This is a genomic window from Pseudomonas sp. GW821-FHT03A09 (assembly GCF_059421065.1).
Genome location: NZ_JBWKUX010000006.1, coordinates 81999 through 107234, shown reverse-complemented (window position 1 = coordinate 107234; position 25236 = coordinate 81999). Strand labels below are relative to the sequence as shown.

Here is a 25236-nt window from a genome sequence, read left to right as displayed (position 1 = left end):
AAGGAGAGGGAACATGTTCGAACTCGTAGACAACATCCCCGCAAGCCCGGTCATCAAAGTGATCGGTGTCGGCGGTGGCGGCGGCAACGCTGTCAACCATATGGTCAAGAGCAACATTGAAGGCGTTGAATTCATCTGCGCCAACACTGATGCCCAGGCGCTGAAAAGCATTGGCGCGCGGACCATCCTGCAACTGGGCACAGCCGTGACCAAGGGCCTCGGCGCTGGCGCCAACCCGGAGGTCGGCCGTCAAGCCGCTCTGGAAGACCGCGAGCGTATCGCTGAAGTGCTGCAAGGCACCAACATGGTCTTCATCACTACCGGCATGGGCGGTGGTACCGGTACCGGTGCTGCGCCGATCATCGCCGAAGTGGCCAAGGAAATGGGCATTCTGACGGTCGCTGTCGTGACCCGTCCGTTCCCGTTCGAAGGTCGCAAACGCATGCAGATCGCCGACGAAGGCATCCGTCTGCTGTCTGAAAGCGTCGACTCGTTGATCACCATTCCCAACGAGAAGCTGCTGACCATCCTGGGCAAGGACGCAAGCCTGCTGTCCGCTTTTGCCAAGGCTGACGATGTACTGGCCGGTGCCGTTCGCGGTATCTCCGACATCATCAAGCGTCCAGGCATGATCAACGTCGACTTTGCCGACGTGCGTACCGTGATGAGCGAAATGGGCATGGCGATGATGGGCACTGGCTGCGCCAGCGGTCCGAACCGTGCACGTGAAGCTACTGAAGCGGCGATCCGCAACCCGTTGCTGGAAGACGTGAACCTGCAAGGCGCACGCGGCATCCTGGTGAACATCACCGCCGGTCCTGACCTGTCCCTGGGTGAGTACTCCGACGTGGGTAGCATCATCGAAGCCTTCGCTTCCGAGCACGCGATGGTCAAAGTCGGTACCGTGATCGATCCGGACATGCGTGATGAACTGCACGTGACCGTGGTTGCTACCGGCCTGGGTGCGAAAATCGAGAAGCCTGTGAAGGTGATCGACAACACCCTGCACAACAGCCAAGCGAGCCAGGCGGCCGCCGCTCCAGCACCTGCTCGCCAGGAACTGCCGTCGGTGAACTACCGTGATCTGGACCGTCCGACCGTGATGCGCAACCAGGCCCAGGCCGGTGCTGCGGCGTCCCGTAGCCTGAATCCGCAAGATGATCTGGACTACCTGGACATCCCGGCATTCTTGCGTCGTCAGGCCGATTAATGGAATGTATCAGGGCTATGAAGGTGATTGGTGTTCAGCAAAGGTCTGGTCTGCTATTATCGCCAGCCTTTGTTGATACCAGTTCGCAATTTGCGCTGAAGCGGTCCAAGCCATGATTAAACAACGCACCCTGAAGAATATTATTCGTGCCACAGGTGTAGGTCTGCACTCCGGGGAGAAGGTATACCTGACCCTCAAGCCTGCACCTGTCGACACCGGCATCGTGTTTGTGCGTGCCGACCTGGACCCTGTGGTGCAGATTCCTGCTCGCGCGGAAAACGTTGGCGAAACCACTATGTCGACCACATTGGTCAACGGTGACGTCAAAGTGGACACGGTGGAGCACTTGCTCTCGGCCATGGCTGGCCTGGGCATCGATAACGCCTACGTCGAGCTCTCCGCGTCCGAAGTCCCTATCATGGATGGCAGCGCTGGACCCTTCGTATTCTTGATTCAATCTGCCGGCCTGGAAGAACAGGACGCAGCCAAGAAGTTCATTCGCATTCTGCGGGAAGTGACAGTAGAAGACGGCGACAAGCGCGCCACCTTCGTCCCGTTCGAAGGCTTTAAAGTGAGCTTTGAGATCGATTTCGATCACCCGGTATTCCGTGACCGCACCCAAAGTGCAAGCGTGGATTTTTCCAGCACTTCGTTCGTAAAAGAAGTCAGCCGCGCCCGTACCTTTGGTTTCATGAGTGACATCGAGTACCTGCGCAAGCACAACCTCGCACTCGGCGGTAGCGTGGAAAACGCCATTGTGGTCGACGCGGATGGTGTACTGAACGAAGACGGCCTTCGCTACGAAGACGAATTCGTGAAGCACAAGATCCTCGATGCAATCGGTGACCTCTACCTGCTGGGCAATAGCCTGATAGGTGAGTTCAAAGGCTTCAAGTCGGGCCACGCCCTTAACAACCAGCTGCTGCGCAAGTTGATTGAGCAGACAGACGCTTGGGAAGTCGTGACCTTCGAAGATGCCAGCACCGCACCGATCTCTTACATGCGTCCCGTTGCGGCGGTGTAAGTAACAACTCTCTTTCTTTAGTTTTGAAAGGCCACCTTCGGGTGGCCTTTTTTTATGCCTGCTCTCATTTCAAATGCGGTCCCACAGTCAAAGAGTCGTGGCATCCACGATGCGATTGCGCCCCGTATGCTTGGCCTCATACAACGCCTGATCCGCACTGAGCAGCAACCCCTCCAGCGACAAGCGACTGCGTTTTTCCCAGGTACTCATGCCGATGCTAACGGTAATCGGCTGCTCGGCACCCGCCACCCGTGGCAAATGCTCGACACTGCTGCGGATGTGCTCGGCAATCACCCAGGCGCCCTTGGCATCCGTATGTGGCAACACCACCGCAAACTCCTCTCCGCCATAGCGCGCCGCCAGGTCGGCAGGTCGGCGGATGTTGTCTTCAATCACCTGAGCAACCGTGCGCAGAGCCTCGTCGCCACCGTGGTGGCCATGACGGTCGTTGAAGGCTTTGAAGTGGTCGACATCAATCATCAGCAACGTCAGCGGTTCAGTGGTGCGCTGCGCGCGGTCCCACTCCAGGCGCAGGCGTTCGTCCAGGGTGCGGCGGTTGGCAACGCCGGTCAGGGCGTCGGTAGCTGCCAGTTCTGACAGCACCCGTTCGGCGTGATGGCGGCGGCGCAGTTCCTTGCTGAGCATCCAGGTCAACCACAGCAGGCCGGTGCACAGTACCCCCGTGGCGAGGCTGATCAGCACGGCTGCACGCTTCCATTGGGCGAATACATCATCGGTAGACAAGGCCACCGCCACGATCAGCGGCAAGTTGCCGACCGTGGAGAAGGTATAGAGCCGCTCCTGATGGTCGACACTGGAGATGCCACGAAAGCTGCCGTCCCGCTCCTTGAGCATGCGCGCCACGTTCGGGCGTTGGCTCAGGTCTTTGTCGACTATGTCCATCTCCAGCATCGGTTGCTGCGCGAGCAAGATGCCTTGGTGGTTGATCAGGTTGATGGTGCTGTTACTGCCGATATTCAGGCTGCTGAACAACTGATGGAAATACGACAGGCGCATGGAGGCGACCGCGACGCCCTGGAAGCTGCCGTCCGGCGCGGAAAGGCGGCGGCTGAACGCGATGCGCCATTGGTCGTCGCACACGCAGCGCGCGGAAAACGGGCGGCTGATATACAAGCCAATATCGGGGTTGGCGCGATGCACCTGGAAATAGTCACGGTCGGCGAAGTTGCCGGTCTTGGGGATGAGCAACGAGGAGTCGGCAATGACTTCTCCATCAGCGTCCAGCAGCAGAATGTCGCCCTTGTACGGCGCCGCTGCCGAGCGGTCGAACAGCACCAGGTGGCGGATGCTCGCTGAAACGCCCTGCAAGTCATTGCGTTGGGCGGCGGCGATCAGGCCGTTGAGCGCCGTGTCGTAAAGCTCGACGTTACGCAGTACATCGGCCTCGATCAGCTGGGTGATGTTGTTCGCCGTGCGTGTTGCAGCCTGCAGGGTATTGCCGTGCTCTCGAATCAGCAAGGCGGTGACGATCGCCACGATCAACATGACCGTGAAGACGCTGCCCAGGATCAGCAAACGTTCCGGGCGACGTGTAGGGCGTGAGAGGCTCGGGCTCATCGGGCTTACTTCTGCTTCCTGGATGCCAATAGCGTAGTACTTGTAGGGCTTTGCAGGGTACAGGTTGCTGATGAGCGATCAAGGTCAGAGTACGGCGGCGTCCACAATCCGATTGCGCCCGGTGTTCTTGGCTTCGTAAAGCGCCTGATCCGCACCCAGCAACAACGCTTCCAGCGAAAGGCGGTGGCCTTTATCCCAGGTGCTCATGCCGATACTCACGGTAATCGGCTGCTCGGCGCCGGCCACCCGTGGCAGGTGCTCGACACTGCTGCGGATATGCTCGGCAATTACCCAGGCGCCTTTGACGTCGGTATGCGGCAGCACCACCGCAAACTCTTCTCCACCGTAGCGTGCCGCCAGGTCGGCCGGGCGTCGGATGTTGCCGCCGATCACCTGGGCAACCGTGCGCAGCGCCTCGTCACCACCGTGATGGCCATGGCGGTCGTTGAAGTCCTTGAAGTGGTCGACGTCGATCATCAGCAGGGTGAGCGGCTCGGTGGAGCGCTGCGCACGGTCCCATTCCAGGCGCAGGCGCTGGTCCAGGGTGCGACGGTTGGCCAGGCCGGTCAGGGCATCGGTGGCGGCCAGTTCCGACAGCACCTGTTCGGCGCGATAGCGACGGCGCAGTTCCCGGCGCAGCATCCAGGTCAGCCATAACAAGCCGATGCACAGTACGCCGGTGGCGCCACTGGTCAGCAGTGCGGCACGTTTCCAAGGGGCAAACACATCCTCGCTGGACAGGGCCACCACTACGATCAGCGGCAAATCACCCACAGCGGTAAACGTGTACAAGCGCTCCGTGCCGGTGACGGCGGAAATGGCCTGGAAGCTGCCTTCGCCTTGGCCCAGTATGCGCTTGAAATTCGGGCGGTCGCTCAGGTCCTTGTTGATCATGTCGCTTTCCAGCAACGGCTGCTGGGCCAGGAGAATGCCCCGGGTGTTCATCAGGTTGACGCTGCTGCTATTGCCGATGGTGAGGCGATTGAATAGCTGATCGAAATACGCCAGGCGCATGGTCGCCACCGCCACGCCGGCAAACTCGCCATTGGGCCCCGGGACACGTCGGCTGAATGCAATGCGCCACACTTGATCGCAGTCGCAGCGGATCTTGAAGGGGCGACTGATAAACAGCCCCGCTTGAGGGTTCTGTTTCTGTGCCTGGAAGTAATCGCGATCGGCAAAGTTACGCGGTGTCGGTCGCAGTGTCGAGGAGTCGGCAACTACCGCGCCATCGGCATCCAGCAACAGCACTTCGCCCTTGAAGGGCGCCGCGTTGGATTGATCAAACTGCACAAGGTGCTGAATATCAGCAGGCATCTGCGTCAGTTCCTTGCGCGAGGTAGCCGCGATCAAGCCCTGTAACGCCAGATCGTAAAGCTCGACGTTGCGCAGCGCATCGGCATTGATCAATTGGGTGATGTTAGTGGTCATGCGCTTGGCCGCCTGCAACGTGCTGGCGTGTTCGCGGCTCAGCAACGCCGCGACGATGACCACAATCAGGATGACGGTGAGACCACTGCCCATCATCAGCAGCAGCTCTGGACGTGCGGGCAGGGTACGAATGCGGGGTTGGCTCATCGCGCAGCCTTCAACAAGGAGAATGCTGGCAGTTTAGTTCTACGCGATGAAAATTAAATGATTGGTTAACAAGAAAGATCAGCGAGTTAGAACACGTTGATCGGGTAATCCACGATCACGCGGTACTCATCCACATCCCGATCGACCGCCGAGTAGCCGTTGCCACCGCGGTTGGTCGCCCATTGCAGACGCACGGCCAGGTTCTTGGCCTTGCCGCCCTGCACCACGTATTTGAGGTCGATGTCTCGTTCCCAGTGCTTGGCGTCTTTACCGTCGGCGCTGTACCAGGCGCTGTAGCCACGGCTGTTGGGGTCGACCTTGGTCAGGTCGGTCTTGCCGCTGATATACGACACGGCCGAAGTCAGGCCGGGCAGGCCCCAGCCCGCGAAATCATAGGCGTACTTGAGTTTCCACGAGCGCTCGTTAGGCCCGTTGAAGTCCGAGTACTGCTGGGAGTTGTCCAGGTAAATGCTGTCGCCCTGGGTGATGTAGTCGAACGGCGTGTTGCCGTTGACTCGCTGGTAGGCGGCGGTGACGCTGTGGTGGCCGATGCCCACGGTGAAATGCAGGCTGTAGGTGTTGTTGTCGATGTTGCCCAGCAACGCCTGTCCGGTGTCTTGGGTGTGGTAGTAGTGCAGGCCCGGATTGAGGCTGACCAGGTCGTTCAGCGCGTAGGTGTAGTCCAAGTCGTAGTAGTACTGGTGCCAAACGTCCTTGAGTTCGGAGGCGTACAGGTTGCTGGTCAGGCCCGAAATACCGCTGAACGACACACCGGCCCAGTTTAGATGCTGGCTATCGGCGTGGTTCGGCAGGGTGCCGTAGCTGGTGCCGATACGGCGGTGGCCGCTCTGGTTGTAGAGCTTGGTGAAACTGGCCTGGCCGCCTTCAAGCATCCAGCCGTCGAAGCTGTGGTTAGTCAGGCTCACGCCACGGAAGGTCTGCGGCAGCATACGGGTCATGCCGCCGGCGATCACCGGGTTATTGAGGAACAAATCGCCGGCTTTCAGCTCGGTGTCGAACGCCCGCATTTTCAAGGTGCCGCCCGCGGTGGAGAACGAGCCCGGCGCTTTGCCGTTGCCGCTACCGTAAGGCAGGATGCTGGAGCCGTCGGTGCCGCCGCCGCCGTCGAGTTTGAGGCCGAGCATGGCATTGAGGTCCAGGCCGAAACCGACCGTGCCCTGGGTGTAGCCGGACTCGAATGTGCCGATAAAACCTTGGCCCCATTCCTTGCTGTCATCGGTGTGAATGTCGCGACGGTCGCGGTTCATGTAGTAGTTGCGGGTGTTGATGTTGAGGTGTGAGCCCTCAACGAAACCGTCGGCGGGGGTGGTATCTGCTGCTTGGGCGAGAGGGACGATCGTTGCTGCGATGGCGATGAATAACGGGGTGAACGTCAGCGAGGTTTTCACCGGTGGAGCTCCTTTGGTCAATCATTAACGGCCAATGTCGTGGGGGTGTGCCTGGCCTTTTTTACGGCAAAAAAAAGCCGCTGAAGTCAGCGGCTTTAAGACAGATTCCCAGTGTAGAGCCCTGGAAAAAAGTCGAGGGAAATTCGGGTGAGCGGGAAGCTGTCTTTGCCGTCGCGCTCATCGGTGCGTCAAAGTAACGCAGGTGAGCGGTGCGATATAGAGTGTAACAAGATAATGACTGTTGCCCAAATCGCAACAGTAAGGTCGCTAGCAATCACAGGTGGAAGCGGTTTGTGTGGGAGCTGGCTTGCCTGCGATAGCATCGCCGCGGTGTTAGAGACGGACCGAGGCGTTTGCATCGCAGGCAAGCCAGCTCCCACATTTGATTGAGGTGTTCTTGATGTTTAGACGGGCAGGGTGATGCCAAAGGTATTGCCGCCACCCTCGCTGCGCACGAACACATCGCCACCGTGCATCAGCGCAATCGCCTTGACGATGGCCAGCCCCAATCCATGATTGGCCCCGCTGTTACTGCGTGACGCGTCCACCCGATAAAAGCGTTCGAACAAGCGTGGCAAGTGCTCGCTGGCAATTTCATCGCCAGGGTTGGTTACCCCGATCGTTACCTGATGCGCCTGCTGTTCAATCTTCACGTCGATGACCTGCCCCGGTGCGGTGTGCTGCACCGCATTGCTCAGCAGGTTGATCAGCGCACGGCGCAGGTGAGCCTTTTCGATATGTACCAAGGCATCGCCACGGACCCGCACCTTGACCTGGGCGTCTTCGAGGATGAAGTCCAGGTAATCGAGTGTGGTCGCGACCTCATCGGCCAATGAGCTTTCAATCAGCTTGGTCGCCTTGCTGCCTTGGTCGGCGCTGGCCAGGAACAGCATGTCGTTAATGATCGAGCGCAGGCGTTCGAGCTCTTCAAGGTTGGATTGCAGCACCTCGAAGTAATGCTCCGCCGAGCGCCCCCGCGTGAGCGCGACTTGAGTTTGGCCGATCAGGTTGGTCAACGGCGAACGCAGTTCGTGGGCCACGTCAGCGTTAAACGACTCCAGGCGCGAGTAGGCTTGCTCCACACGGTCGAGGGTGGAGTTGAACGAGTTGACGAACTGGCTCAGTTCCGGCGGCAGCGGCGACAACTGCAGGCGGCCGGACAATTTTGGCGGCGCGAGCTTCTGCGCTTCATCCGACAGTTTGCCCAAGGGCTTGAGCCCGATGCGCGATACCCAGAATCCCAGCAACGCCGCCAAAGCCACGCCGACAAAGGCCAGGCCGATCAGGGCCATCAACAACTGATGTTGGGTGGCGCGGAAGTTTTCGGTATCGATGGCAATCATGAAGCGCAAAGGCGGGCGTTGCTCTTTAGCCGGGAACTGGCTCACCAGCACTTTGAACGGGTATTCATGCCCCGGCAGCCGCAGGTCACGCTTGCCGGTGGGGCCGGCGGCGAAGGCGCGAATCTGTGCATCCGGTTGACCGTATTCATAATTGGGATCGCTGCTGACCACCCAAAATCGAATGCGCTTGTCTTCTTCACCCAACAGCTTGAGTTTGGCGGTGATCTTTGCCCAATGGTCCGGCGTGCCAAAGCGTGTCACCGAGGATTCCAGCACGCTGTAGCGCGCGTCCAGCTCGGCGCCGGGCAGCAAGCCCAGGCCACGGTCGACTTGCTGGTACAGAGCGCCGCCGATCAGCATGAAGATCAGCAGCGCCACCAGGGTGAACATGCCGCTCAGGCGCAGGGCGATGGAATTAGCCGCCACTTTGGCTCTCCAGGGCGCGACTCTCCAGCACATACCCCATGCCGCGAATGGTGTGCAGCAATTTTTGTTCGAACGGTCCATCGAGCTTGGCCCGCAGGCGCTTGATCGCCACTTCCACCACGTTGGCGTCACTGTCGAAATTGATGTCCCAGACCATTTCCGCAATGGCAGTCTTGGACAGGATTTCCCCCTGGCGCCGCGCCAATACGCTGAGCAGCGAAAACTCTTTGGCCGTCAGGTCCAGGCGCAGGCCGTTGCGACTGGCCTTGCGGCTGATCAAGTCGATCCACAGGTCGGCGACGGTGACCTGTACCGGCTCATGCCCGCCACTCCGGCGGGTCAACGCTTGCAGGCGCGCCACCAGTTCCAGGAACGAAAACGGTTTGCCCAAATAATCATCGGCACCTTCGCGCAGGCCACGGATGCGGTCTTCCACGCGCTCGCGGGCCGTGAGCATGATCACCGGCGTCTGCTTGCGCGCGCGCAAGGCACGCAGCACGCCAAAGCCGTCGAGACCGGGCAGCATCACGTCGAGCACGATCACCGCGTAGTCATTCTCCAGCGCCAGATGCAGACCCTCGACGCCTTCGCGTGCCACATCAACGGTGTAGCCTTGCTCCGTCAGGCCGCGGTGCAGGTAGTCCGCGGTTTTCTCTTCATCTTCAATAATCAGAACGCGCATGAGCCTTTTGCTCCAGGGCGGGGCCTCAGCCTCAATGTGTGGTCGCCAGCTCAAGCGCTGGTTTGGGCCGGTGGAAAAACTTTTCAAGGTACAAGTATATGACTGGCGTGGTGAACAGCGTCAGCGCCTGGCTCACCAGCAAGCCGCCGACCACCGCTATGCCCAGCGGCTGACGCAGCTCCGCACCCGGGCCGGAGCCCAGCATCAACGGCACTGCACCGAGCAACGCGGCGAGGGTGGTCATGATGATCGGCCGGAACCGCGTGACGCACGCTTCATAGATCGCCTCTTGCGGTGGCAGCCCGCGCACGCGTTGCGCTTCCAGGGCGAAATCGATCATCAGGATGCCGTTCTTCTTGACGATACCGATCAGCAACACCAGGCCGATCAACGCCATGATCGAAAAGTCCTGGCCCAGCAGCCACAGCATGATCAACGCGCCCAGGCCCGCCGAAGGCAAGGTGGAGATGATTGTCAGCGGGTGTACGAAACTCTCATACAGCACACCCAGGATAATGTAGACCGCCACCAGTGCCGCGAGGATCAGCCACGGTTGGCTGGCCAGCGAGCTCTGGAATGCCTGGGCCGCGCCCTGGAAGGTGCCGATCAGCGTGGAGGGCATGCCGATTTCATTCTTGGCCTGATTGAGCATGATCACCGCGTCACCCAAGGCCACGCCGGGCGCCAGGTTGAACGACAGGTTGGCGGCCGGGAACATGCCGTCATGGCTGATGGACAACGGCCCGACGCTGGGCGCGTCGACTTTGGCCAGCGCCGACAGCGGCACCATCTCGTTGGTCAGCGGCGAGCGCAGGTAGAAGTAGTTCAGGCTCTCGGCTTTGCCACGTTGCTGGGTGTCCAGTTCCAGCACCACTTGGTACTGGTTGATCTCGGTCTGGAACTCGTTGATCTGGCGCTGGCCGAAGGCGTCGTACAGCGCCTGGTCGACATCGGTGGCGGTCAGGCCAAAGCGGGCGGCGGCCTGGCGGTCGATACTGATGTGGGTGATGCTGCCGCCCAGTTGCAGGTCGTTGGACAGGTCGCGGAAGGCCGGGGTGGCGCGCAGTTTTTCGGTGAGGCGCTGGGTCCAGGTGTTCAGCGTCGGGCCGTCGTTGCTCTTGAGCACGTATTGGTATTGGGCGCGGCTGGGGCCGGAACTGAGGTTGATGTCTTGGCCGGCGCGCAGGTACAGCACGATACCCGGCACTTTCGCCAGTTTCGGGCGGATGCGGTCGATGAACTGGCTGGCGGACACATCGCGATCACCCCGGTCTTTCAAGGCAATCCAGAAGCGGCCGTTGGCGATGGTCTGGTTGCTGCCGGTCACACCCACCGAATGAGAAAACGCTTCCACCGCCGGGTCGGCCTTGACGATTTCGGCCAGGGCCTTGTGTTTGGCGACCATGTCCGGGTACGACACATCGGCCGCCGCTTCACTGGTGCCGAGCACAAAGCCGGTGTCCTGGACCGGGAAGAAACCCTTGGGGATAAATACATAGCCGACTACGGCCAGGGCCAAGGTCACCACGAAGATCGTCGCCATGCTGCGCTGATGGGCCAGGGCGCGGCGCAGATTGCGCGCATAGCCGGCCAGCAACCGTTCGCTGAAGCCCGGTTTGCCGTGAGCGCGGTGGGTCGGTGCGCGCATGAACAGTGCGGCCAGGGTAGGCGCCAAGGTCAGTGAGACCACCACCGAAATCAGGATGGTGGAGGTGGCTGTCAGCGCAAACTCTTTGAACAACCGTCCGACCACTCCGCCCATGAACAACAGCGGAATAAACGCCGCCACCAGCGAGAAGCTGATGGACACGACGGTAAAGCCGATCTCGCCAGAACCCTTGATCGCGGCTTCGCGCTTGTCGAGACCTGCTTCAAGGTGACGGTGGATGTTCTCCACCACCACGATGGCATCGTCCACCACAAAGCCCACGGCAATCACGATCGCCACCAAGGTGAGGTTGTTCAGGCTGAACCCCAGTACATACATCAACGCGAAACTGGCGATCAGCGACACGCCGAGCACGCTGGACACAATCATCGTCGCCGACAACTGCCGCAGGAACAGCGCCATGACCGCCACCACCAAGAGGATGGCGATCAGCAGGGTCACTTCCACTTCATGCAGCGACGCACGGATGGTCTTGGTACGGTCGGTCAAGACGCTGACCTTGACCGAAGCCGGCAGCATGCCTTCCAGGCGCGGCAGTTCGGCCTGGATACGGTCCACGGTCTCGACGATGTTGGCGCCGGGCTGGCGCGAAATCACCAGGTTGACCCCTGGCGTATCGCCCGACCAGGCTTGCACGTAGGCGTTTTCCGAGCCGTTGATGACTTTGGCGATGTCACGCAGTTGAACCGGTGCGCCGTTCTTGTAGGAAACGATCAGTTGGCCGTATTCGTCCGGGTGAAACAGCTGGTCGTTGGTCGACAGGGTCGACACGCTGTTCTCGCCGTAGATTGCGCCCTTGGCCAGGTTCAGGCTCGACTGCTGGATGGCCAGGCGTACGTCGGCGAGGGTCAGGCCGATGGCGGCGAGTTTGTCTGGCGAGGCTTGAACGCGAATCGCCGGGCGCTGCTGGCCGGTGATGTTGATCTGGCCGACGCCATCGATCTGGCTGATCTGGCGGGCCAGCAAGGTTTCCACATAGTCGCTCAGCTCGGTGCTGGGCATGCTGTCGGAACTGACGCTGAGGATCAGCACTGGGCTGTCCGCGGGGTTGACCTTTCTCCAGGTCGGCAGGCTTGGCATATCGCTGGGCAGTTTGCCGGATGCGGTGTTGATCGCCGCCTGCACCTCTTGCGCGGCGGTATCGATACTTTTATTCAGAGTGAATTGCAGGGTAAGGAGGCTTGAGCCCAAGGCGCTGCTGGACGTCATTTGTGTCATGCCGGGGATGGCGCTGAATTGCACCTCCAAGGGCGTTGCGACCGACGACGCCATGGTGTCCGGGCTGGCGCCGGGCAGGGTGGCGGTGACTTGGATCGTCGGAAACTCCGCTTCTGGCAGTGGGGCAACGGCCAGGCGTGGGAAGGCAATCAGCCCCAGCAGTACCAGGGCGAACGTCAGCAGCAGGGTGGCGACCGGGTGGTCAACACACCACGCCGAAGGTGAACGGCTGCCGCTCATGGCTGCACCTTGGCGTCAGCGGTCTGGATCACCTGTGGTGGTTCCTTGAGCACCTCCACCAGGGCACCCGCCTTGAGTCGTGACTGACCGTCGCTGACCAAAACATCCCCGACCTGCACGCCCTTGATGATGTTGATGTCGCTGTTCTGATAGGCCACTTGCACGGGCACTATGTCCACCTTGTCACCGGCGAGCCGGTACACGAAGTGCGAATCCAGGCCACGTTGCACCACTGTTGGCGGCACCACTAAAGCGTTCTTGTCCACGGCGGTCTGGATCTTGATGGTCACCAGTTGCCCCGGCCACAAGCGTTGGGAGGCGTTGTTGAATTCGGCCTTGGCACGTAGGGTGCCGGTGGTGGAGCTGATCTGGTTATCGATCAGGCTCAAGTGGCCTTCGCCGAGCAAGTCGCCAGTCTGGCCGTCGGTGTCGGCGCCCAGGTAGGCATCGACACTGGCCTGGGTTGGCGCGGAGATCAGGCGTTGCAGGGTCGGCAGCATTTGTTGGGGGAGGGAAAACTCAACGGCAATCGGGTCGATCTGGGTGACGGAGAACAGACCTTGAGTGTCGCTCATGCGCAGGAAATTACCTTCATCCACGGTGCGAATACCGACGCGGCCACTGACCGGTGAGCGAATCTGCGTGTAGGAGAGTTGTACTTGAGCCGAGTCAATCGCGGCTTGGTTGCCTTGCGCGGTGGCCTTGAGCTGGTTGACCAGGGCTTGTTGCTGGTCATAGGTTTGCTTGGATACGCCGTCGTCGACACTCAGTTCCTTGTAGCGTTTGAGGTTGACCAATGCCACTTGCAGCTGGGCCTGGCTTTCCCCCAACTGGGCCTTGGCCTGGTCCAGGCTGGCGCGGATAGAGCGGTCATCGATGGTTGCCAAGAGGTCGCCGGCCTTGACCAACTGGCCTTCCTTGACCAGTAGTTTGGTAAGGATGCCGTCGATTTGTGGGCGAATCACCACACTGTGCAACGACAACACCGAGCCGATGCCACTGACAAAGCGCGGAACATCCTGTTGCGCAACGCTCACCACACGCACGGGAATGGCGACCGGCGCGGCCAGTTTGGTCTTGGCTGGCCGGGTCAATGCCCAGGCTGCAACCGCCAGCACCAAAAGGACGCCCACCATCAGGGCTGTGTTTCGTTTTATTTGCATAGGTGAGGCGCCAGGGCAAAGGGTCGGGAGAATGAGAGCTCCTTTATAGCCCGTCGACCGGGTCAGCAAGGTGACCGCTGTCTGACAGGGCTGTCAGTTAAGGCCCGACCATTCGTACGGCAGTAGTTAAAGATCCGGGGGCCGCAGGTATACTGCGCGCCTGTGTGGCCCGCAAGTCGGCCTCCCTCTATTTTTTGCCCGCTCCGGAGCTTCCATGACTTCCCCGACCCAACCCCCAGTTGAAGCGGCCGACCTCGTCGATTCGGTCACCGCCGACGGCGCTGAAAAGGCCGAGATCCCGGCGTTCAAGTTCCCTTTCAAACCGGGTGAACTGGCTGGGGCCAAGAATGCCAGCCAGCCTTGGTACAAGGGCGGCGTCAAGAACGGCCATACCAAGACGCCAGGCATGGCACCGCCAGGGACTCGCCGTTCGATGGGTAAACGTTAAGAGTAAAAAATCGCGAGCAATACCGATCATTGCCTACGGCAATATATGAAATTTCGTATTGTAGGCTCGCAGACCTTTCTTGAAAGCTTGCACAGTACCCACGCCACCCTAGCTGTTTTTGCTGGGGCGGAGGTGGGATGAGGCAGGCTTTTCTGGAAAGGATATCCCCGGATGCTGAAACAGCTCTGTGCTGCGTTTGCCGTGTTACCGCTGTTCGTCATGTTCAGTACTGCAACTGCCAGTGATCAACCCCGACACGAAATCCGCTTCGCTGTCGCCGCCCATTTCCCTCCTTTTCAAAGCCGTAATCAGCAAGGCCAGTTGGTGGGGCTGAATATTGAACTGGGCAACGCCCTATGCGTGCAGCTCAATGTGCATTGCACCTGGGTTGACCAAGTGGTCATGGAAAACTTCCCCGCTCTTGAGGCCCGACAATTCGACGCAATCATGGGTATGACACCTACGCCGGCTCGGCGTCAGTGGGTGAGCTTCACCGATGACCTCTACCCGATCACTACCCGCCTGGTGGCCCGTAAATCATCGGGCTTGACCCCTGACCGACGGTCGCTCAAGGGTAAGCGTGTCGGGGTATTGGTAAAGAGTAATCGTGAAGCCTTTGCCCTGTCGCAGTGGGCGCCGGCGGGTGTGATCATCGAGAGCTTCTGGCTCAATGACCAACTGGTTCGCAGCCTGGTCGAGGGCGATATTGATGCGACCCTGCAAGGCTCGGCGGAAATTCGCACAGCACTGCTCGACACGCCTTATGGCCTGGATTTCGATTTTGTCGGCCCCGTTGTCTCGGCGGATCTGTTGGGCAACAGCGTAGCGATTGCGGTGCGCAAAACCGATACGGCGTTGCTCAGTGAACTCAATCATGCGCTTGAGCAACTGATGCAGAACGGTGAATACCAACGCATCCTTGCGCCTTACCGTCTTAACGCGCTGCATTCCTGCCCATGATGGCTAATTAATTGCGCGGAACATGAGCTGGATCAATCTTTACCCCATTGGTGCGCTTAGAGTCGACGGCCCTGCCGACTCCTCCAATAATTACGAGCGCGCTTATCCATGAAGATCAATCTGCCGGTCACCGGTCGAAATGTGGACTTTGCCCCCGACGCCAACATTCTTTCGACCACCGACCTGACCAGCGCGATTACCTACGCCAACCAAGACTTCATTGACGTCAGCGGCTATAGCCGTGATGAGCTGATCGGTTCGCCGCACAACCTGCTGCGCCACCCGGATATGCCACCCGTGGCGTTCGCGCATATGTGGCAGACCTTGAAGCGCGGCCGTTCATGGATGGGCATGGTCAAGAACCGTTGCAAGAACGGCGATCACTATTGGGTGAGCGCCTATGTCACCCCGGTCACTCGGGATGGGATCGCCGTGGAGTATCAGTCGGTGCGCACCAAGCCAGATGCGCGCAGTGTGGTGGTGGCGGAGCGTGCCTACGCGCAGTTGCGAGCGGGTAAGCGTCAGGCCCTGCCTGCCCTCGGCATGGGCGTAAAGTTGTCGGCATGGGTGGCGGGCACTGGCGCGGTGACCGGGGCTTTGTGCCTGGGCCTGGCGGCCTACTCGCTGGTATGGCAGTTAATGGGGCTGGTGGGCGGGTGTGCAATCGGCATTGTCGGGGTCAGGACGATTGCTCGCCCGCTGGCGCAGTTGAGTCAGCGTGCCCGCTTGATCGCCGACAACCCCTTGAGCCAGGCGATCTACACCGGTCGCCACGACGAATGCGGGCAGATCGAGTTTGCCCTGCAAATGCTCGAAGCCCAGGTGGGGGCGGTGGTCGGGCGGATCGGTGATGCGTCACAGCGCCTGTCGGGGCATGCCGCCCGCCTGGTCGAGCAATTGGACAGCAGCCACGCCAGCACCCTTGGCCAACAAGCCCAGACCGACCAGGTGGCGGCCGCTATCCACCAGATGGCCGCGAGTGTGGCCGAGGTCGCCAGTCATGCGTTGGAGGCCTCCAGGGCGGCGGACCAGGCCGGCAGCGAAACCCGCGAGGGTCATCAACGCGTGGGTGAAAGCCGCGACGCGGTGCTGCGCTTGTCCCAGGAGCTGGCACACGCCACCGAGGTGATTCATCAGGTGGAAGGCCACAGCGGGGACATTAGCGGTGTGCTGGATGTGATTCGTACGATTGCCGAGCAGACCAATTTGTTGGCCCTTAACGCGGCCATTGAAGCTGCGCGAGCAGGTGAGCAGGGACGTGGTTTTGCCGTGGTCGCCGATGAAGTGCGTGGCCTGGCGCAACGTACCCAGCAATCGACCAATGAAATCCAGCGCATGATCAGCACACTGCAGGGCGGCGCCCGCGATGCTGTGCAAGCCATGACCCATAGCAGCGAGCATGTCGACGCCAGTGTCGAACACGTGCAGCGGGCAGCGGCAGCGTTGGACGGCATCAGCCAGCGGGTCAACCAGATCACGGCCATGAGCCAGCAGATCGCGACGGCTGTGGAGGAACAAAGCGCCGTCAGCGAGGACATCAACCGCAATATCGTCAACATCCGCAACGCTGGCGAAGCCACGGTCAGCGCCGGGCAGCAGAGCCAACTCAGTTCAGGCGATGTGGCGGCGCTGGCGGAAGACCTGCGTCAGTTGGCGCAGGAGTTCTGGGGCCGCCGCGGTCAGGTGGCGCGCAAGGAGATGAAGGCGTAGTTGGCCGGCACTTCGGTCGCGATTTGCGCCCCGGCATCCAATACCTGTTCGGCGATATCCATCCCGGACACATGAAACACCCACTCATTGGCCACGGATGGCCGATCAACCGCCAACTCAAGCGCCTGGGCAAAGGCATTCATGTCCGGCAAGTAGGCGGTAAATCCATCCCCCTTCAGCGCTGTAGTGCGAATGCCGAGCAAGGCACACACCGCCTCTTTGGTCTGCACGTCATCGCGGTCAGCCTGGCGCGAGCGGCGGATCAATTCGACCAACTCCGGGTCCATCAGCTCACCCCCGACGATCAGGGCCGGCCCTTGTTCCCAGGATTGCGGCGGACAATCCTTGGCGGCCGGGTTCAACGGAATATGCGGGTTGATCTCCATCGGGTAGATACGACACACCAGCGGCCGGCGCTCGTAGATGCGGCAGCGGTTGTCTTCGTCAAGATTCCGGCAGCGCCCGGCGTTGTAAGCGGCGAAGGTGATTGCCACAAAGGCCTCGACATTGCCGCTGGGCACCACCACCGAACGGCGCTCGGCGTGTTCGCGTTGCTGCTGTGGCAAACCCAGGCCGCTGGCCAGGAAACCTTCGACGAGAACGATGATATGACCGCCGTCCGCCGCCCACTGTCGGGCTTCGTCGAGGGTCAAGGGGACGTGATGGTCGCTGCAGCATTTGCCGCAACCTACGCAGGAAAAGTGAGTGTTCATGGCGGATCTGTCACCAGGCAAGGTCAGAGGGCACACGGGAACGGTGACGGGTTTTTACCTCTATCCACCATTCGGGCTCTCTTGAAGCAAGTTGCACGCCAGTGCCTGTCAGTCCTCGGGCACTGTATCGCGAAGGACAAATCTCATCCCTGCGCTTTCATACAACTGCCGGGCGCGCAGGTTGCTCTCCAATACCTTGAGGTCCACACAGGGTTCGCCGCGCTGCTTGAACACTTGGAAGGCATGCAACAACAGGGCTCGGCCCAGCCCCTGGCCTTGGGCGCAGGGATGAATAGAGAGATTCTTGATAAAGGCGCTGGTCCAGCATTGCGCCACACCGAGCACACCCTCTCTGTTACTGACCACCAGGCACAGTGTCGGGTCGAATTCGGCATCGGTGATGAACTGCTGTTGCCATTTTTCCAGGCTGGCCACGCGGCCACCACCTTGATCCTGGGTCAGGCACAACACCGAATGGATGGCGGGGGCCAGTTCGTCGCGGTAATGGTCCAGCAGGATTCCCGCCGGCCACTGCGGCGCGGGCAAGCTGCCCGTGAGGTCACGGCGCAGCAATTGGAAGAACGCACTCATGGCTCAGAGACCTTTTTGCGCCACGGTCTGGGCGGCGACTACCAGGCATTTGGTCAACTCGGGCGAGGAGAACTTGGTCAGCACCGCGTCGGCACCGGCCAGGCGCGCTTTCTCACTGTTCATTGCGCTGTCCAGGGAGGTATGCAACAGCACATAAAGCGCCTGGAAGTCAGGGGTTTCACGCAAGGTGCGGGTGAGGGCGTAACCGTCCATTTCGGACATTTCGATGTCCGACACCACCACGTTGATCTGCTCGGCTGTTCCTTGCAGCTCCAGCAACACATCAATGGCTTCCTTGGCGCTGCGTGCGGTGTGGCAGGTCAAGCCGAGGTTGCGCAGGGTATGCACCGACTGCTGCAACGCGACTTGGCTGTCATCCACCACCAGGATGCGCGCATTGCCCAGTACTTCGGCTTCTTCCATGGTCAGGTCGGTCGGTGCCGCTTCAATCGGCGCCGGTGCGATGCCGTGGATGACCTTTTCGATATCCAAAACCTGCACCAATCCGCCCTCGACCTGGGTGACCCCGGTGATAAACGCACGGTTGCCGCCGGAGCCATAGGGCGGAGGGCGGATATCGGTGGTCAGGCAGTGCACGATCTTGCTCACCGCCTGCACATGCAGGCCCTGTTTGGACCGGCTGACATCGGTGACGATCAGGCAGCCGCCGTCCGGGTCCTGCAACGGCATTTCACCCAAGGCTCGGCTCAGGTCGATCACCGACAGCGAAGCGCCGCGCAAGGTGGCGATGCCTTTGACGTGGGGGTGAGACTCTGGCAACCGGGTCAGCGGCGGGCAGGGAATGATTTCACTGACTTTCAGCAGGTTGATCGCCATCAGCTTGCCGCTGCGCAAGGTAAAGAGCAGAAGCGAGAGTGAGTCTGCGCGGGCTTTGGTGGTGGACATAAAAACCTTCTGTGGATCAGGGATGACGATCTATACAGAGTTATCGACTTGGGAGAGCCAGGCTTTAACCGGATCTTTTGTTGAACTCGGTCAATGTGGGAGGGGATCTATGTCAGCCCTTCCAGACTTGCGGATTCACCAGATCCTGTGGGCGTTCACCCAGCAACGCGCTACGCAGGTTGTCCAGGGCGCGGTTGGCCATGGCTTCGCGGGTTTCATGGGTCGCCGAGCCGATATGCGGCAGGGTCACGGCATTGCTCAGTTGGAACAGCGGCGATTCAGCCAATGGCTCCTGCTCATACACATCGAGGCCGGCACCACGGATTTGCTGGTTTTGCAGGGCCTCGATCAGTGCCGGTTCATCGACTACGGGACCACGGGAAATATTGATCAGGATCGCGCTGGACTTCATCAGCGCCAACTCCCGCGTGCTGATCAGGTGACGGGTTTTCTCGCTCAGTGGCACCACCAAGCAGACGAAATCGGCCTCGGCCAGCAACTGCTCCAGGCTGCGGAACTGCGCGCCCAACTCCTGTTCGAGTGCCGTCTTGCGGCTATTGCCGCAGTACAGGATCGGCATGTTGAAGCCTAGCCGCCCACGTCGAGCCACGGCCGCGCCGATATTGCCCATGCCGACGATACCCAGGGTCTTGCCGTGCACGTCGCAACCGAACAACGGTGCGCCGACACTGGCTTTCCACTGACCGGCCTTGGTCCAGGCGTCCAGCTCGGCCACACGGCGCGCGCTGCTCATCAGCAGGGCGAAAGCCAGGTCGGCGGTGCTTTCGGTGAGCACATCGGGGGTGTTGGTGAGCATGATCCCGCGTTCGTTGAAGTACGGCACGTCGTAGTTGTCGTAGCCCACCGAGACACTGGACACCACTTCCAACTTGCTCGCGCCTTCGAGCTGCGCACGGCCTAGCTTGCGGCCCACACCGATCAGACCGTGGGCGTGGGGCAGGGCTTCATTGAATTGAGCGTTGATGTCCCCACGCTTGGGGTCGGGCACGATCACCTCGAACTCCTGCCGCAGGCGTTCGATCATGGGCGGGGTGATACGGCTGAAGGCGAGGACAGTCTTTTTCATTGCAGGCGGGCTCATCGACTACGGGAGAATGCCAAGCACGCTAACATTCTTGGCCACGGTTGTCAGGACACTGCAGATCTAAAGCGGGCAGGGTAAATGTGGGAGCTGGCTTGCCTGCGATGGCGGTGTTTCAGCCAACATCACAATGGCTGATCCGCCGCTATCGCAGGCAAGCCAGCTCCCACAGTGGATCTTTGTTGCCTGACAGAGATCAGTTCACCAGACGAGCCGTGCCCAGGCCACCTGTCAGCTCATACGCCGCGAGTTCCGCCTGATGCGCCGCCAGAATCTCCGGCAGCGAGCCGCGCAGGTATTCCACCCAGGTCTTGATCTTCGCATCCAGGTATTGGCGCGAAGGGTAGATGGCGTACAGGTTCAGCTCTTGCGAGCGGTAGGTCGGCATCACCCGCACCAACGTGCCATTGCGCAGGCCTTCGATGGCGGCGTACACCGGCAGCAGGCCGACGCCCATGCCGCTGGTGATCGCGGTTTTCATCGCATCGGCCGAGTTCACCAGGAACGGCGAGGTGTTGATCGCCACACTCTCCTGGCCTTCGGGGCCGTTGAAGGTCCATTTATCCAGTTGAATCACCGGGCTGACCAGGCGCAGGCACGCATGGTTGAGCAAATCCTGTGGACGCTGCGCGCAACCCTTGGCCTTGACGTAATCCGGCGAGGCGCACGCGATGCTGTAGGTGATGCCCAGGCGTTGGGACACGAAACCCGAATCCGGCAGCTCGCTGGCCAGCACGATCGACACGTCATAACCCTCATCGAGCAAGTCCGGCACACGGTTGGCCAGGGTCAGGTCGAAGGTTACGTCGGGGTGGGTACGGCGGTAGCGGGCAATCGCATCAATCACGAAATGCTGGCCGATGCCGGTCATGGTGTGCACTTTCAGCTGCCCGGCGGGGCGCGCGTGGGCGTCACTGGCTTCGGCCTCGGCTTCCTCGACATACGCGAGGATTTGCTCGCAGCGCAGCAAATAGCGCTTGCCGGCCTCGGTCAGTGCGATGCGGCGGGTGGTGCGGTTCAACAAGCGGGTTTGCAGATGGGCCTCAAGGTTGGAGACCGCGCGCGAGACGTTGGCAGTGGTCGTGTCCAGTTGCACGGCGGCGGCGGTGAAGCTGCCGGCTTCGGCCACACAACTGAAGGCGCGCATGTTTTGCAAAGTGTCCATGGAGTGTTCTCAAGGGAGATAACAAATTGTGACAGAAAGTTACGCCGTCCAGTGATCCCTACCAACGGATTATCGCCTGAACGGTAACAAAGATTCACAGGAATGCCAGCTTATCGTTGCCCATGCCGCCGCCTAGAATTGCGCCACTTTCCCCGCTCCACCCTCTCAGGAATTCGCTTGCCGTGCCGCTTTGCATCAGCAGAGAGCTGAAGACTCTCATTAACAGAGGGCTGAAGGCTCTCAGTGTTTGCGCCTTATCGTTAGCAATCAGCGGCTGCATCGGAACCGGAGGAATCGCCCCACAAGGCCAAACCCTCGACGCCAATACCCTGGCCACCGACGAAGCCATCCAGAGCGCCGCCCAGGACGCCCACTGGCCCACAGCCCATTGGTGGCAGGCCTACGGCGACCCGCAACTGAACCGCTGGGTCGAACTCGCCACGCACAACAGCCCAAGCATGGCCATGGCCGCCGCACGGGTGCGTGAAGCGCGGGCCATGGCGGGGGTTGCCGAGTCGGCCGAGTCGTTGCAGATCAACAGCGACACCACCCTCAAACGTCACAACTGGCCCAAGGATCAGTTCTACGGCCCGGGAGAATTGAGCGGCGCGAACACCTGGGACAACAATTCCACCCTGGGCCTGAGCTATGCCCTCGACCTGTGGGGCCGCGAAAGCAACGCCACCGAACGGGCCGTTGACCTGGCCCACATGAGCGTCGCCGAAGCGCGCCAAGCCCAGCTCGAATTGCAGAACAACGTGGTGCGCGCCTATATCCAGCTGTCGCTGCACTACGCCAGCCGCGATATCGTCGCCGCCACCCTGGCCCAGCAACAGCAGATCCTCGACCTGGCCAACAAGCGCCTGGACGCCGGGATCGGCACGCATTTCGACGTCAGCCAGGCCGAGACCCCATTGCCGGAAACCCACCGCCAATTGGATGCTCTCGACGAAGAAATCGCCCTGAGCCGCAACCAGCTGGCGGCATTGGCGGGCAAAGGCCCGGGGGAAGGCGCGACGTTGCAGCGCCCGACGCTGTCCCTCGCCGCTGCGCTGAAGCTGCCTTCCAGCCTGCCTGCGCAATTGCTCGGCCAGCGCCCCGACGTGGTCGCCAGCCGTTGGCAGGTGGCGGCCCAGGCCCGGGGTATCGATGTGGCCCATGCCGGTTTCTACCCCAATGTCGACCTGGTCGGCAGCCTCGGCTATATGGCTACCGGCGGCACTATGCTCGGTTTTCTCAGCGGTCAGAAATTCAATTACAACGTCGGCCCGGCGATCAGCTTGCCGATCTTCGACGGTGGCCGGCTGCGGGGGCAATTGGGCGAGGCAAGTGCCGGGTATGACATCGCCGTGGCCAAGTACAACCAGACCCTGGTCAACGCGCTCAAGGGCATCAGCGACCAACTGATCCGCCGCGAGTCCATGGACAAACAATCGGCCTTCGCCGCGCAGTCGGTGGCTTCGGCACAGAAAACCTATGACATCGCGATGATCGCCTACCAACGCGGCCTCACCGATTACCTCAACGTGCTGAACGCCCAGACCCTGCTGTTCCGCCAGCAACAGGTCGAGCAACAGGTGCAGGCCGCACGCTTGAGCGCCCACGCCGAGCTGGTGACGGCCCTGGGTGGCGGCATCCAGGCCGGCGACGATGTGCCACAACCGGCCAAGACCCTCCCGAGCAAGACCCCGGCGGCACTCGCCGTGTTTGATCACTGAGTAGGATTTGATGACTCCCTTGCCTGCACCGCTGCGCTGGCTGCATTCCCTTGAGTGGCGCCGTGGCTTTTTCGACTGGGCACGCAGCGACGGCGTGACCTGGGTCTACATCTTCAAGGTGCTGATCGCCGCGTTCCTCACGTTATGGCTGGCCATGCGCCTGGAACTGCCGCAACCGCGCACGGCGATGATCACGGTGTTCATCGTGATGCAACCGCAAAGCGGCCAGGTGTTTGCCAAGAGCTTCTACCGTTTCCTCGGCACCCTGGCGGGCTCGGCGGTGATGGTGTTCCTGATCGCCCTGTTTGCGCAGAACACCGAGCTGTTCCTCGGTGCCCTGGCGATTTGGGTCGGTATTTGCACTGCCGGTGCCACCCGTAACCGCAACTTCCGCGCCTATGGTTTCGTGCTGGCAGGCTACACGGCGGCGATGGTCGGTTTGCCCGCGCTGGCCCATCCGGACGGTGCCTTCATGGCGGCAGTGTGGCGCGTGCTGGAAATCTCCCTGGGGATTCTGTGCTCCACGCTGGTCAGCGCGGCGATCCTGCCGCAGACCTCCAGTGCCGCCATGCGCAACGCGCTGTACCAACGCTTTGGCGTGTTCGCGCTGTTCGTCACCGATGGCCTGCGTGGGCGCAGCCAGCGCGAAGGTTTCGAGGCCAGCAACGTGCGTTTCATCGCCGAAGCCGTGGGCCTGGAAGGTTTGCGCAGCGTCACCGTGTTCGAAGACCCGCATATGCGGCGGCGCAATGGCCGGCTCAGTCGCCTCAACAGCGAGTTCATGAGCATCACCACGCGCTTCAATGCGTTGCATCAACTGCTGGAGCGGCTGCGCACGGATGCAGCGGATCACGTCGTCGCGGCGATCAAACCTGGACTGCAGGATCTGGCCGAAGTGCTCGACGGTTTCTCCGGTCGTGCCCTCACCAGTCCTGATGCGGCGCGGCTGGTGACTCAACTCAGCGCCTACAAAGACAGCTTGCCCGCCAAGGTGCGTGCCTTGCGTGCAGCCTTTCAGGAGGAAGACCCAAGCGACGCCGAGCAGTTGGATTTCCACACCGCCTACGAGTTGCTGTATCGCTTCGTCGACGACTTGCACAACTACGCGCTGACCCACGCTTCCCTGGCCGACCACAGTCACGCACGGGAAGACTGGGACGAGCCCTACACGCCGAAAACCAACTGGCTGGCCTGCGCCGCCTCAGGGATTCGCGCGTCGTTCATCCTGATCGTACTGGGCAGTTACTGGGTGGCCACTGCCTGGCCCAGCGGTGCGACGATGACCCTGATCGCCGCCGCCACCGTTGGTCTGTCCGCCGCCACGCCCAACCCGAAACGCATGGCCTTTCAAATGGCTTGCGGCACCTTGATCGGCGCGTTGGTGGGCTTCGTCGAAATGTTTTTCGTGTTCCCGTGGATCGACGGGTTCCCGCTGTTATGCGTGATGCTCGCGCCGGTGATCATCTTCGGTGCGTTCCTCGCTTCACGCCCGCAGTACGCCGGTGTCGGCGTAGGTCTGCTGATCTTCTTCAGCACCGGCTCGGTGCCGGACAACCTGACGATCTACAACCCCTACACCTTTATCAACGACTACATCGCCATGGTCATCGGCATGCTGGTCTGCGCGGCGGCGGGGGCGATCATCCTGCCGCCCAACAGCCGCTGGCTGTGGCGCCGCCTGGAGCAAGACCTGCGCGAGCAGGTGGTGTATGCCATCAGTGGCAAGCTCAAGGGGTTGGCGTCGAGCTTTGAAAGCCGCACCCGCGATTTGCTGCACCAAGCCTACGGCCTTGCCGCGGGCCAGCCACAAGTACAGCGCGACCTGCTGCGCTGGATGTTCGTGGTGCTGGAAGTCGGCCACGCGATCATCGAACTGCGCAAGGAACAGGCGATCTTGCCGGTGCACCCGGCGTACGCCGAATCCCAACCGTGGCGCCAAGCGATCCGCGTGATGGGGCGCTCGCTGGTGCGGCTGTTCCTGCAACCCAGCGCGAGCAACCTGGAGCGCGGCCTGATCGCCGTCGACCATGCCATCAGCCGCGTGCAGGCCACCGACGAACCCTTCGCCCCGCACTTCGACACCTCGGCCCTGCGCCGGGTGAAAAGCTACCTGCACTTTATCCGCACTTCGTTGCTGGACCCGCAATCGCCACTCGCTGCCTTCAAAGGAGCTGCGCATGCCCCGTGAAATCGCGTTCCACGGCATCTACATGCCGACCATGACCCTGATGTTCCTGATCGCGGCGGGGCTGGCCTGGGGCGTGGACCGCTTCCTGGCCGGGTTCGACCTGTACCGTTTTTTCTGGCACCCGGCGTTGCTGCGCCTGAGCCTGTTCGTTTGCCTGTTCGGCGCCCTGGCGCTGACCGTCTACCGTTGAGAATG

The 25236-nt window shown here is 61.0% G+C and carries 20 protein-coding genes; 8 read left to right on the top strand and 12 right to left on the bottom strand.

The genetic code is table 11. The features are described 5' to 3' along the window. The first annotated feature begins 13 nt into the window (after positions 1-13). A complete protein-coding gene (gene ftsZ / locus AC07V4_RS13065) occupies positions 14-1210 on the top strand; it encodes a cell division protein FtsZ (protein ID WP_248748837.1) in 1197 nt (398 codons plus the stop codon). Positions 1211-1322: 112 nt separating this feature from the next. Continuing rightward, positions 1323-2234, top strand: coding sequence for a UDP-3-O-acyl-N-acetylglucosamine deacetylase (gene lpxC / locus AC07V4_RS13060; RefSeq protein WP_003171886.1), 912 nt, complete (start codon positions 1323-1325; stop codon positions 2232-2234). Between the two features lie 87 nt (positions 2235-2321). On the opposite strand, the gene AC07V4_RS13055 is transcribed toward lpxC, so the two are convergent. The 7 genes from AC07V4_RS13055 to AC07V4_RS13025 all read right to left on the bottom strand — a co-directional run bounded on the left by AC07V4_RS13055 (position 2322) and on the right by AC07V4_RS13025 (position 13540). Then, positions 2322-3812: a diguanylate cyclase gene (locus AC07V4_RS13055; protein WP_492636883.1), complete on the bottom strand. Its 1491-nt coding sequence runs from the start codon at positions 3810-3812 to the stop codon at positions 2322-2324. A gap of 84 nt (positions 3813-3896) precedes the next feature. After that, positions 3897-5390: a sensor domain-containing diguanylate cyclase gene (locus AC07V4_RS13050; protein WP_492636884.1), complete on the bottom strand. Its 1494-nt coding sequence runs from the start codon at positions 5388-5390 to the stop codon at positions 3897-3899. Positions 5391-5476: 86 nt separating this feature from the next. Next, positions 5477-6799: an OprD family porin gene (locus AC07V4_RS13045; protein ID WP_492636885.1), complete on the bottom strand. Its 1323-nt coding sequence runs from the start codon at positions 6797-6799 to the stop codon at positions 5477-5479. Positions 6800-7203: 404 nt separating this feature from the next. After that, entirely contained in the window at positions 7204-8568 is a 1365-nt protein-coding gene (locus AC07V4_RS13040) for a heavy metal sensor histidine kinase (RefSeq protein ID WP_492636886.1), read from the bottom strand. Continuing rightward, positions 8558-9250 (bottom strand): heavy metal response regulator transcription factor, encoded by a 693-nt coding sequence (locus AC07V4_RS13035; RefSeq protein ID WP_492636887.1) that lies wholly within the window; start codon positions 9248-9250, stop codon positions 8558-8560. Before AC07V4_RS13035 ends, AC07V4_RS13040 begins: the two co-directional genes overlap by 11 nt. A gap of 31 nt (positions 9251-9281) precedes the next feature. Then, positions 9282-12377, bottom strand: coding sequence for a multidrug efflux RND transporter permease subunit (locus AC07V4_RS13030; protein WP_492636888.1), 3096 nt, complete (start codon positions 12375-12377; stop codon positions 9282-9284). After that, on the bottom strand, positions 12374-13540 hold the full coding sequence (locus AC07V4_RS13025; RefSeq protein WP_492636889.1) for an efflux RND transporter periplasmic adaptor subunit: 1167 nt from the start codon (positions 13538-13540) through the stop codon (positions 12374-12376). The genes AC07V4_RS13030 and AC07V4_RS13025 overlap by 4 nt, the downstream gene beginning before the upstream one ends. 214 nt (positions 13541-13754) lie before the next feature. Between AC07V4_RS13025 and AC07V4_RS13020 the strand changes: the two genes are divergently transcribed. From AC07V4_RS13020 to AC07V4_RS13010, 3 genes are all read left to right on the top strand, one after another. Further along, the gene (locus tag AC07V4_RS13020; RefSeq protein WP_492636890.1) at positions 13755-13988 is read left to right on the top strand and encodes a hypothetical protein; all 234 of its coding nucleotides are present in this window, start codon (positions 13755-13757) and stop codon (positions 13986-13988) included. A 171-nt stretch (positions 13989-14159) separates the two neighbouring features. Then, complete coding sequence (locus tag AC07V4_RS13015) at positions 14160-14948, top strand: transporter substrate-binding domain-containing protein (RefSeq protein WP_492636891.1); 789 nt, start codon at positions 14160-14162, stop codon at positions 14946-14948. 108 nt (positions 14949-15056) lie between these two features. Beyond that, complete coding sequence (locus AC07V4_RS13010) at positions 15057-16658, top strand: methyl-accepting chemotaxis protein (protein ID WP_492636892.1); 1602 nt, start codon at positions 15057-15059, stop codon at positions 16656-16658. On the opposite strand, the gene AC07V4_RS13005 is transcribed toward AC07V4_RS13010, so the two are convergent. From AC07V4_RS13005 to AC07V4_RS12985, 5 genes are all read right to left on the bottom strand, one after another. Continuing rightward, the gene (locus AC07V4_RS13005; protein WP_492636893.1) at positions 16628-17371 is read right to left on the bottom strand and encodes a YkgJ family cysteine cluster protein; all 744 of its coding nucleotides are present in this window, start codon (positions 17369-17371) and stop codon (positions 16628-16630) included. The genes AC07V4_RS13010 and AC07V4_RS13005 overlap by 31 nt on opposite strands. A gap of 108 nt (positions 17372-17479) precedes the next feature. Continuing rightward, positions 17480-17962, bottom strand: coding sequence for a GNAT family N-acetyltransferase (locus tag AC07V4_RS13000; RefSeq protein WP_492636894.1), 483 nt, complete (start codon positions 17960-17962; stop codon positions 17480-17482). A 3-nt stretch (positions 17963-17965) separates the two neighbouring features. After that, on the bottom strand, positions 17966-18868 hold the full coding sequence (locus tag AC07V4_RS12995; protein WP_492636895.1) for a chemotaxis protein CheV: 903 nt from the start codon (positions 18866-18868) through the stop codon (positions 17966-17968). A 112-nt stretch (positions 18869-18980) separates the two neighbouring features. After that, positions 18981-19955, bottom strand: coding sequence for a 2-hydroxyacid dehydrogenase (locus AC07V4_RS12990; protein WP_492636896.1), 975 nt, complete (start codon positions 19953-19955; stop codon positions 18981-18983). Positions 19956-20166: 211 nt separating this feature from the next. After that, positions 20167-21135: a LysR family transcriptional regulator gene (locus tag AC07V4_RS12985; protein ID WP_492636897.1), complete on the bottom strand. Its 969-nt coding sequence runs from the start codon at positions 21133-21135 to the stop codon at positions 20167-20169. Between the two features lie 122 nt (positions 21136-21257). Here AC07V4_RS12985 and AC07V4_RS12980 point away from each other — a divergent pair, with 122 nt between their 5' ends. Genes AC07V4_RS12980 through AC07V4_RS12970 form a run of 3 tightly spaced genes read left to right on the top strand, consistent with a single transcriptional unit; the run spans position 21258 to position 25231 of the window. After that, positions 21258-22853 carry an efflux transporter outer membrane subunit gene (locus AC07V4_RS12980; RefSeq protein ID WP_492636898.1) on the top strand — a complete coding sequence of 532 codons (1596 nt, stop codon included), beginning with the start codon at positions 21258-21260 and terminating at the stop codon, positions 22851-22853. A gap of 10 nt (positions 22854-22863) precedes the next feature. Continuing rightward, positions 22864-25041 (top strand): FUSC family protein, encoded by a 2178-nt coding sequence (locus AC07V4_RS12975; RefSeq protein WP_492636899.1) that lies wholly within the window; start codon positions 22864-22866, stop codon positions 25039-25041. Beyond that, complete coding sequence (locus tag AC07V4_RS12970) at positions 25031-25231, top strand: DUF1656 domain-containing protein (protein ID WP_058422933.1); 201 nt, start codon at positions 25031-25033, stop codon at positions 25229-25231. The genes AC07V4_RS12975 and AC07V4_RS12970 overlap by 11 nt, the downstream gene beginning before the upstream one ends. Positions 25232-25236 lie beyond the last annotated feature (5 nt).

Coding starts and splice junctions, on each gene's coding strand:
- AC07V4_RS12970 (WP_058422933.1), top strand. CDS start 25,031: ATGCCCCGTGAAATCGCGTTCCACGGCATCTACATGCCGACCATGACC.
- AC07V4_RS12975 (WP_492636899.1), top strand. CDS start 22,864: ATGACTCCCTTGCCTGCACCGCTGCGCTGGCTGCATTCCCTTGAGTGG.
- lpxC (WP_003171886.1), top strand. CDS start 1,323: ATGATTAAACAACGCACCCTGAAGAATATTATTCGTGCCACAGGTGTA.
- AC07V4_RS12980 (WP_492636898.1), top strand. CDS start 21,258: ATGCCGCCGCCTAGAATTGCGCCACTTTCCCCGCTCCACCCTCTCAGG.
- AC07V4_RS13030 (WP_492636888.1), bottom strand. CDS start 12,377: ATGAGCGGCAGCCGTTCACCTTCGGCGTGGTGTGTTGACCACCCGGTC.
- AC07V4_RS13035 (WP_492636887.1), bottom strand. CDS start 9,250: ATGCGCGTTCTGATTATTGAAGATGAAGAGAAAACCGCGGACTACCTG.
- AC07V4_RS12990 (WP_492636896.1), bottom strand. CDS start 19,955: ATGAAAAAGACTGTCCTCGCCTTCAGCCGTATCACCCCGCCCATGATC.
- AC07V4_RS13000 (WP_492636894.1), bottom strand. CDS start 17,962: ATGAGTGCGTTCTTCCAATTGCTGCGCCGTGACCTCACGGGCAGCTTG.
- AC07V4_RS13010 (WP_492636892.1), top strand. CDS start 15,057: ATGAAGATCAATCTGCCGGTCACCGGTCGAAATGTGGACTTTGCCCCC.
- ftsZ (WP_248748837.1), top strand. CDS start 14: ATGTTCGAACTCGTAGACAACATCCCCGCAAGCCCGGTCATCAAAGTG.
- AC07V4_RS13025 (WP_492636889.1), bottom strand. CDS start 13,540: ATGCAAATAAAACGAAACACAGCCCTGATGGTGGGCGTCCTTTTGGTG.
- AC07V4_RS13015 (WP_492636891.1), top strand. CDS start 14,160: ATGCTGAAACAGCTCTGTGCTGCGTTTGCCGTGTTACCGCTGTTCGTC.
- AC07V4_RS12995 (WP_492636895.1), bottom strand. CDS start 18,868: ATGTCCACCACCAAAGCCCGCGCAGACTCACTCTCGCTTCTGCTCTTT.
- AC07V4_RS13055 (WP_492636883.1), bottom strand. CDS start 3,812: ATGAGCCCGAGCCTCTCACGCCCTACACGTCGCCCGGAACGTTTGCTG.
- AC07V4_RS13020 (WP_492636890.1), top strand. CDS start 13,755: ATGACTTCCCCGACCCAACCCCCAGTTGAAGCGGCCGACCTCGTCGAT.
- AC07V4_RS13050 (WP_492636884.1), bottom strand. CDS start 5,390: ATGAGCCAACCCCGCATTCGTACCCTGCCCGCACGTCCAGAGCTGCTG.
- AC07V4_RS13005 (WP_492636893.1), bottom strand. CDS start 17,371: ATGAACACTCACTTTTCCTGCGTAGGTTGCGGCAAATGCTGCAGCGAC.
- AC07V4_RS12985 (WP_492636897.1), bottom strand. CDS start 21,135: ATGGACACTTTGCAAAACATGCGCGCCTTCAGTTGTGTGGCCGAAGCC.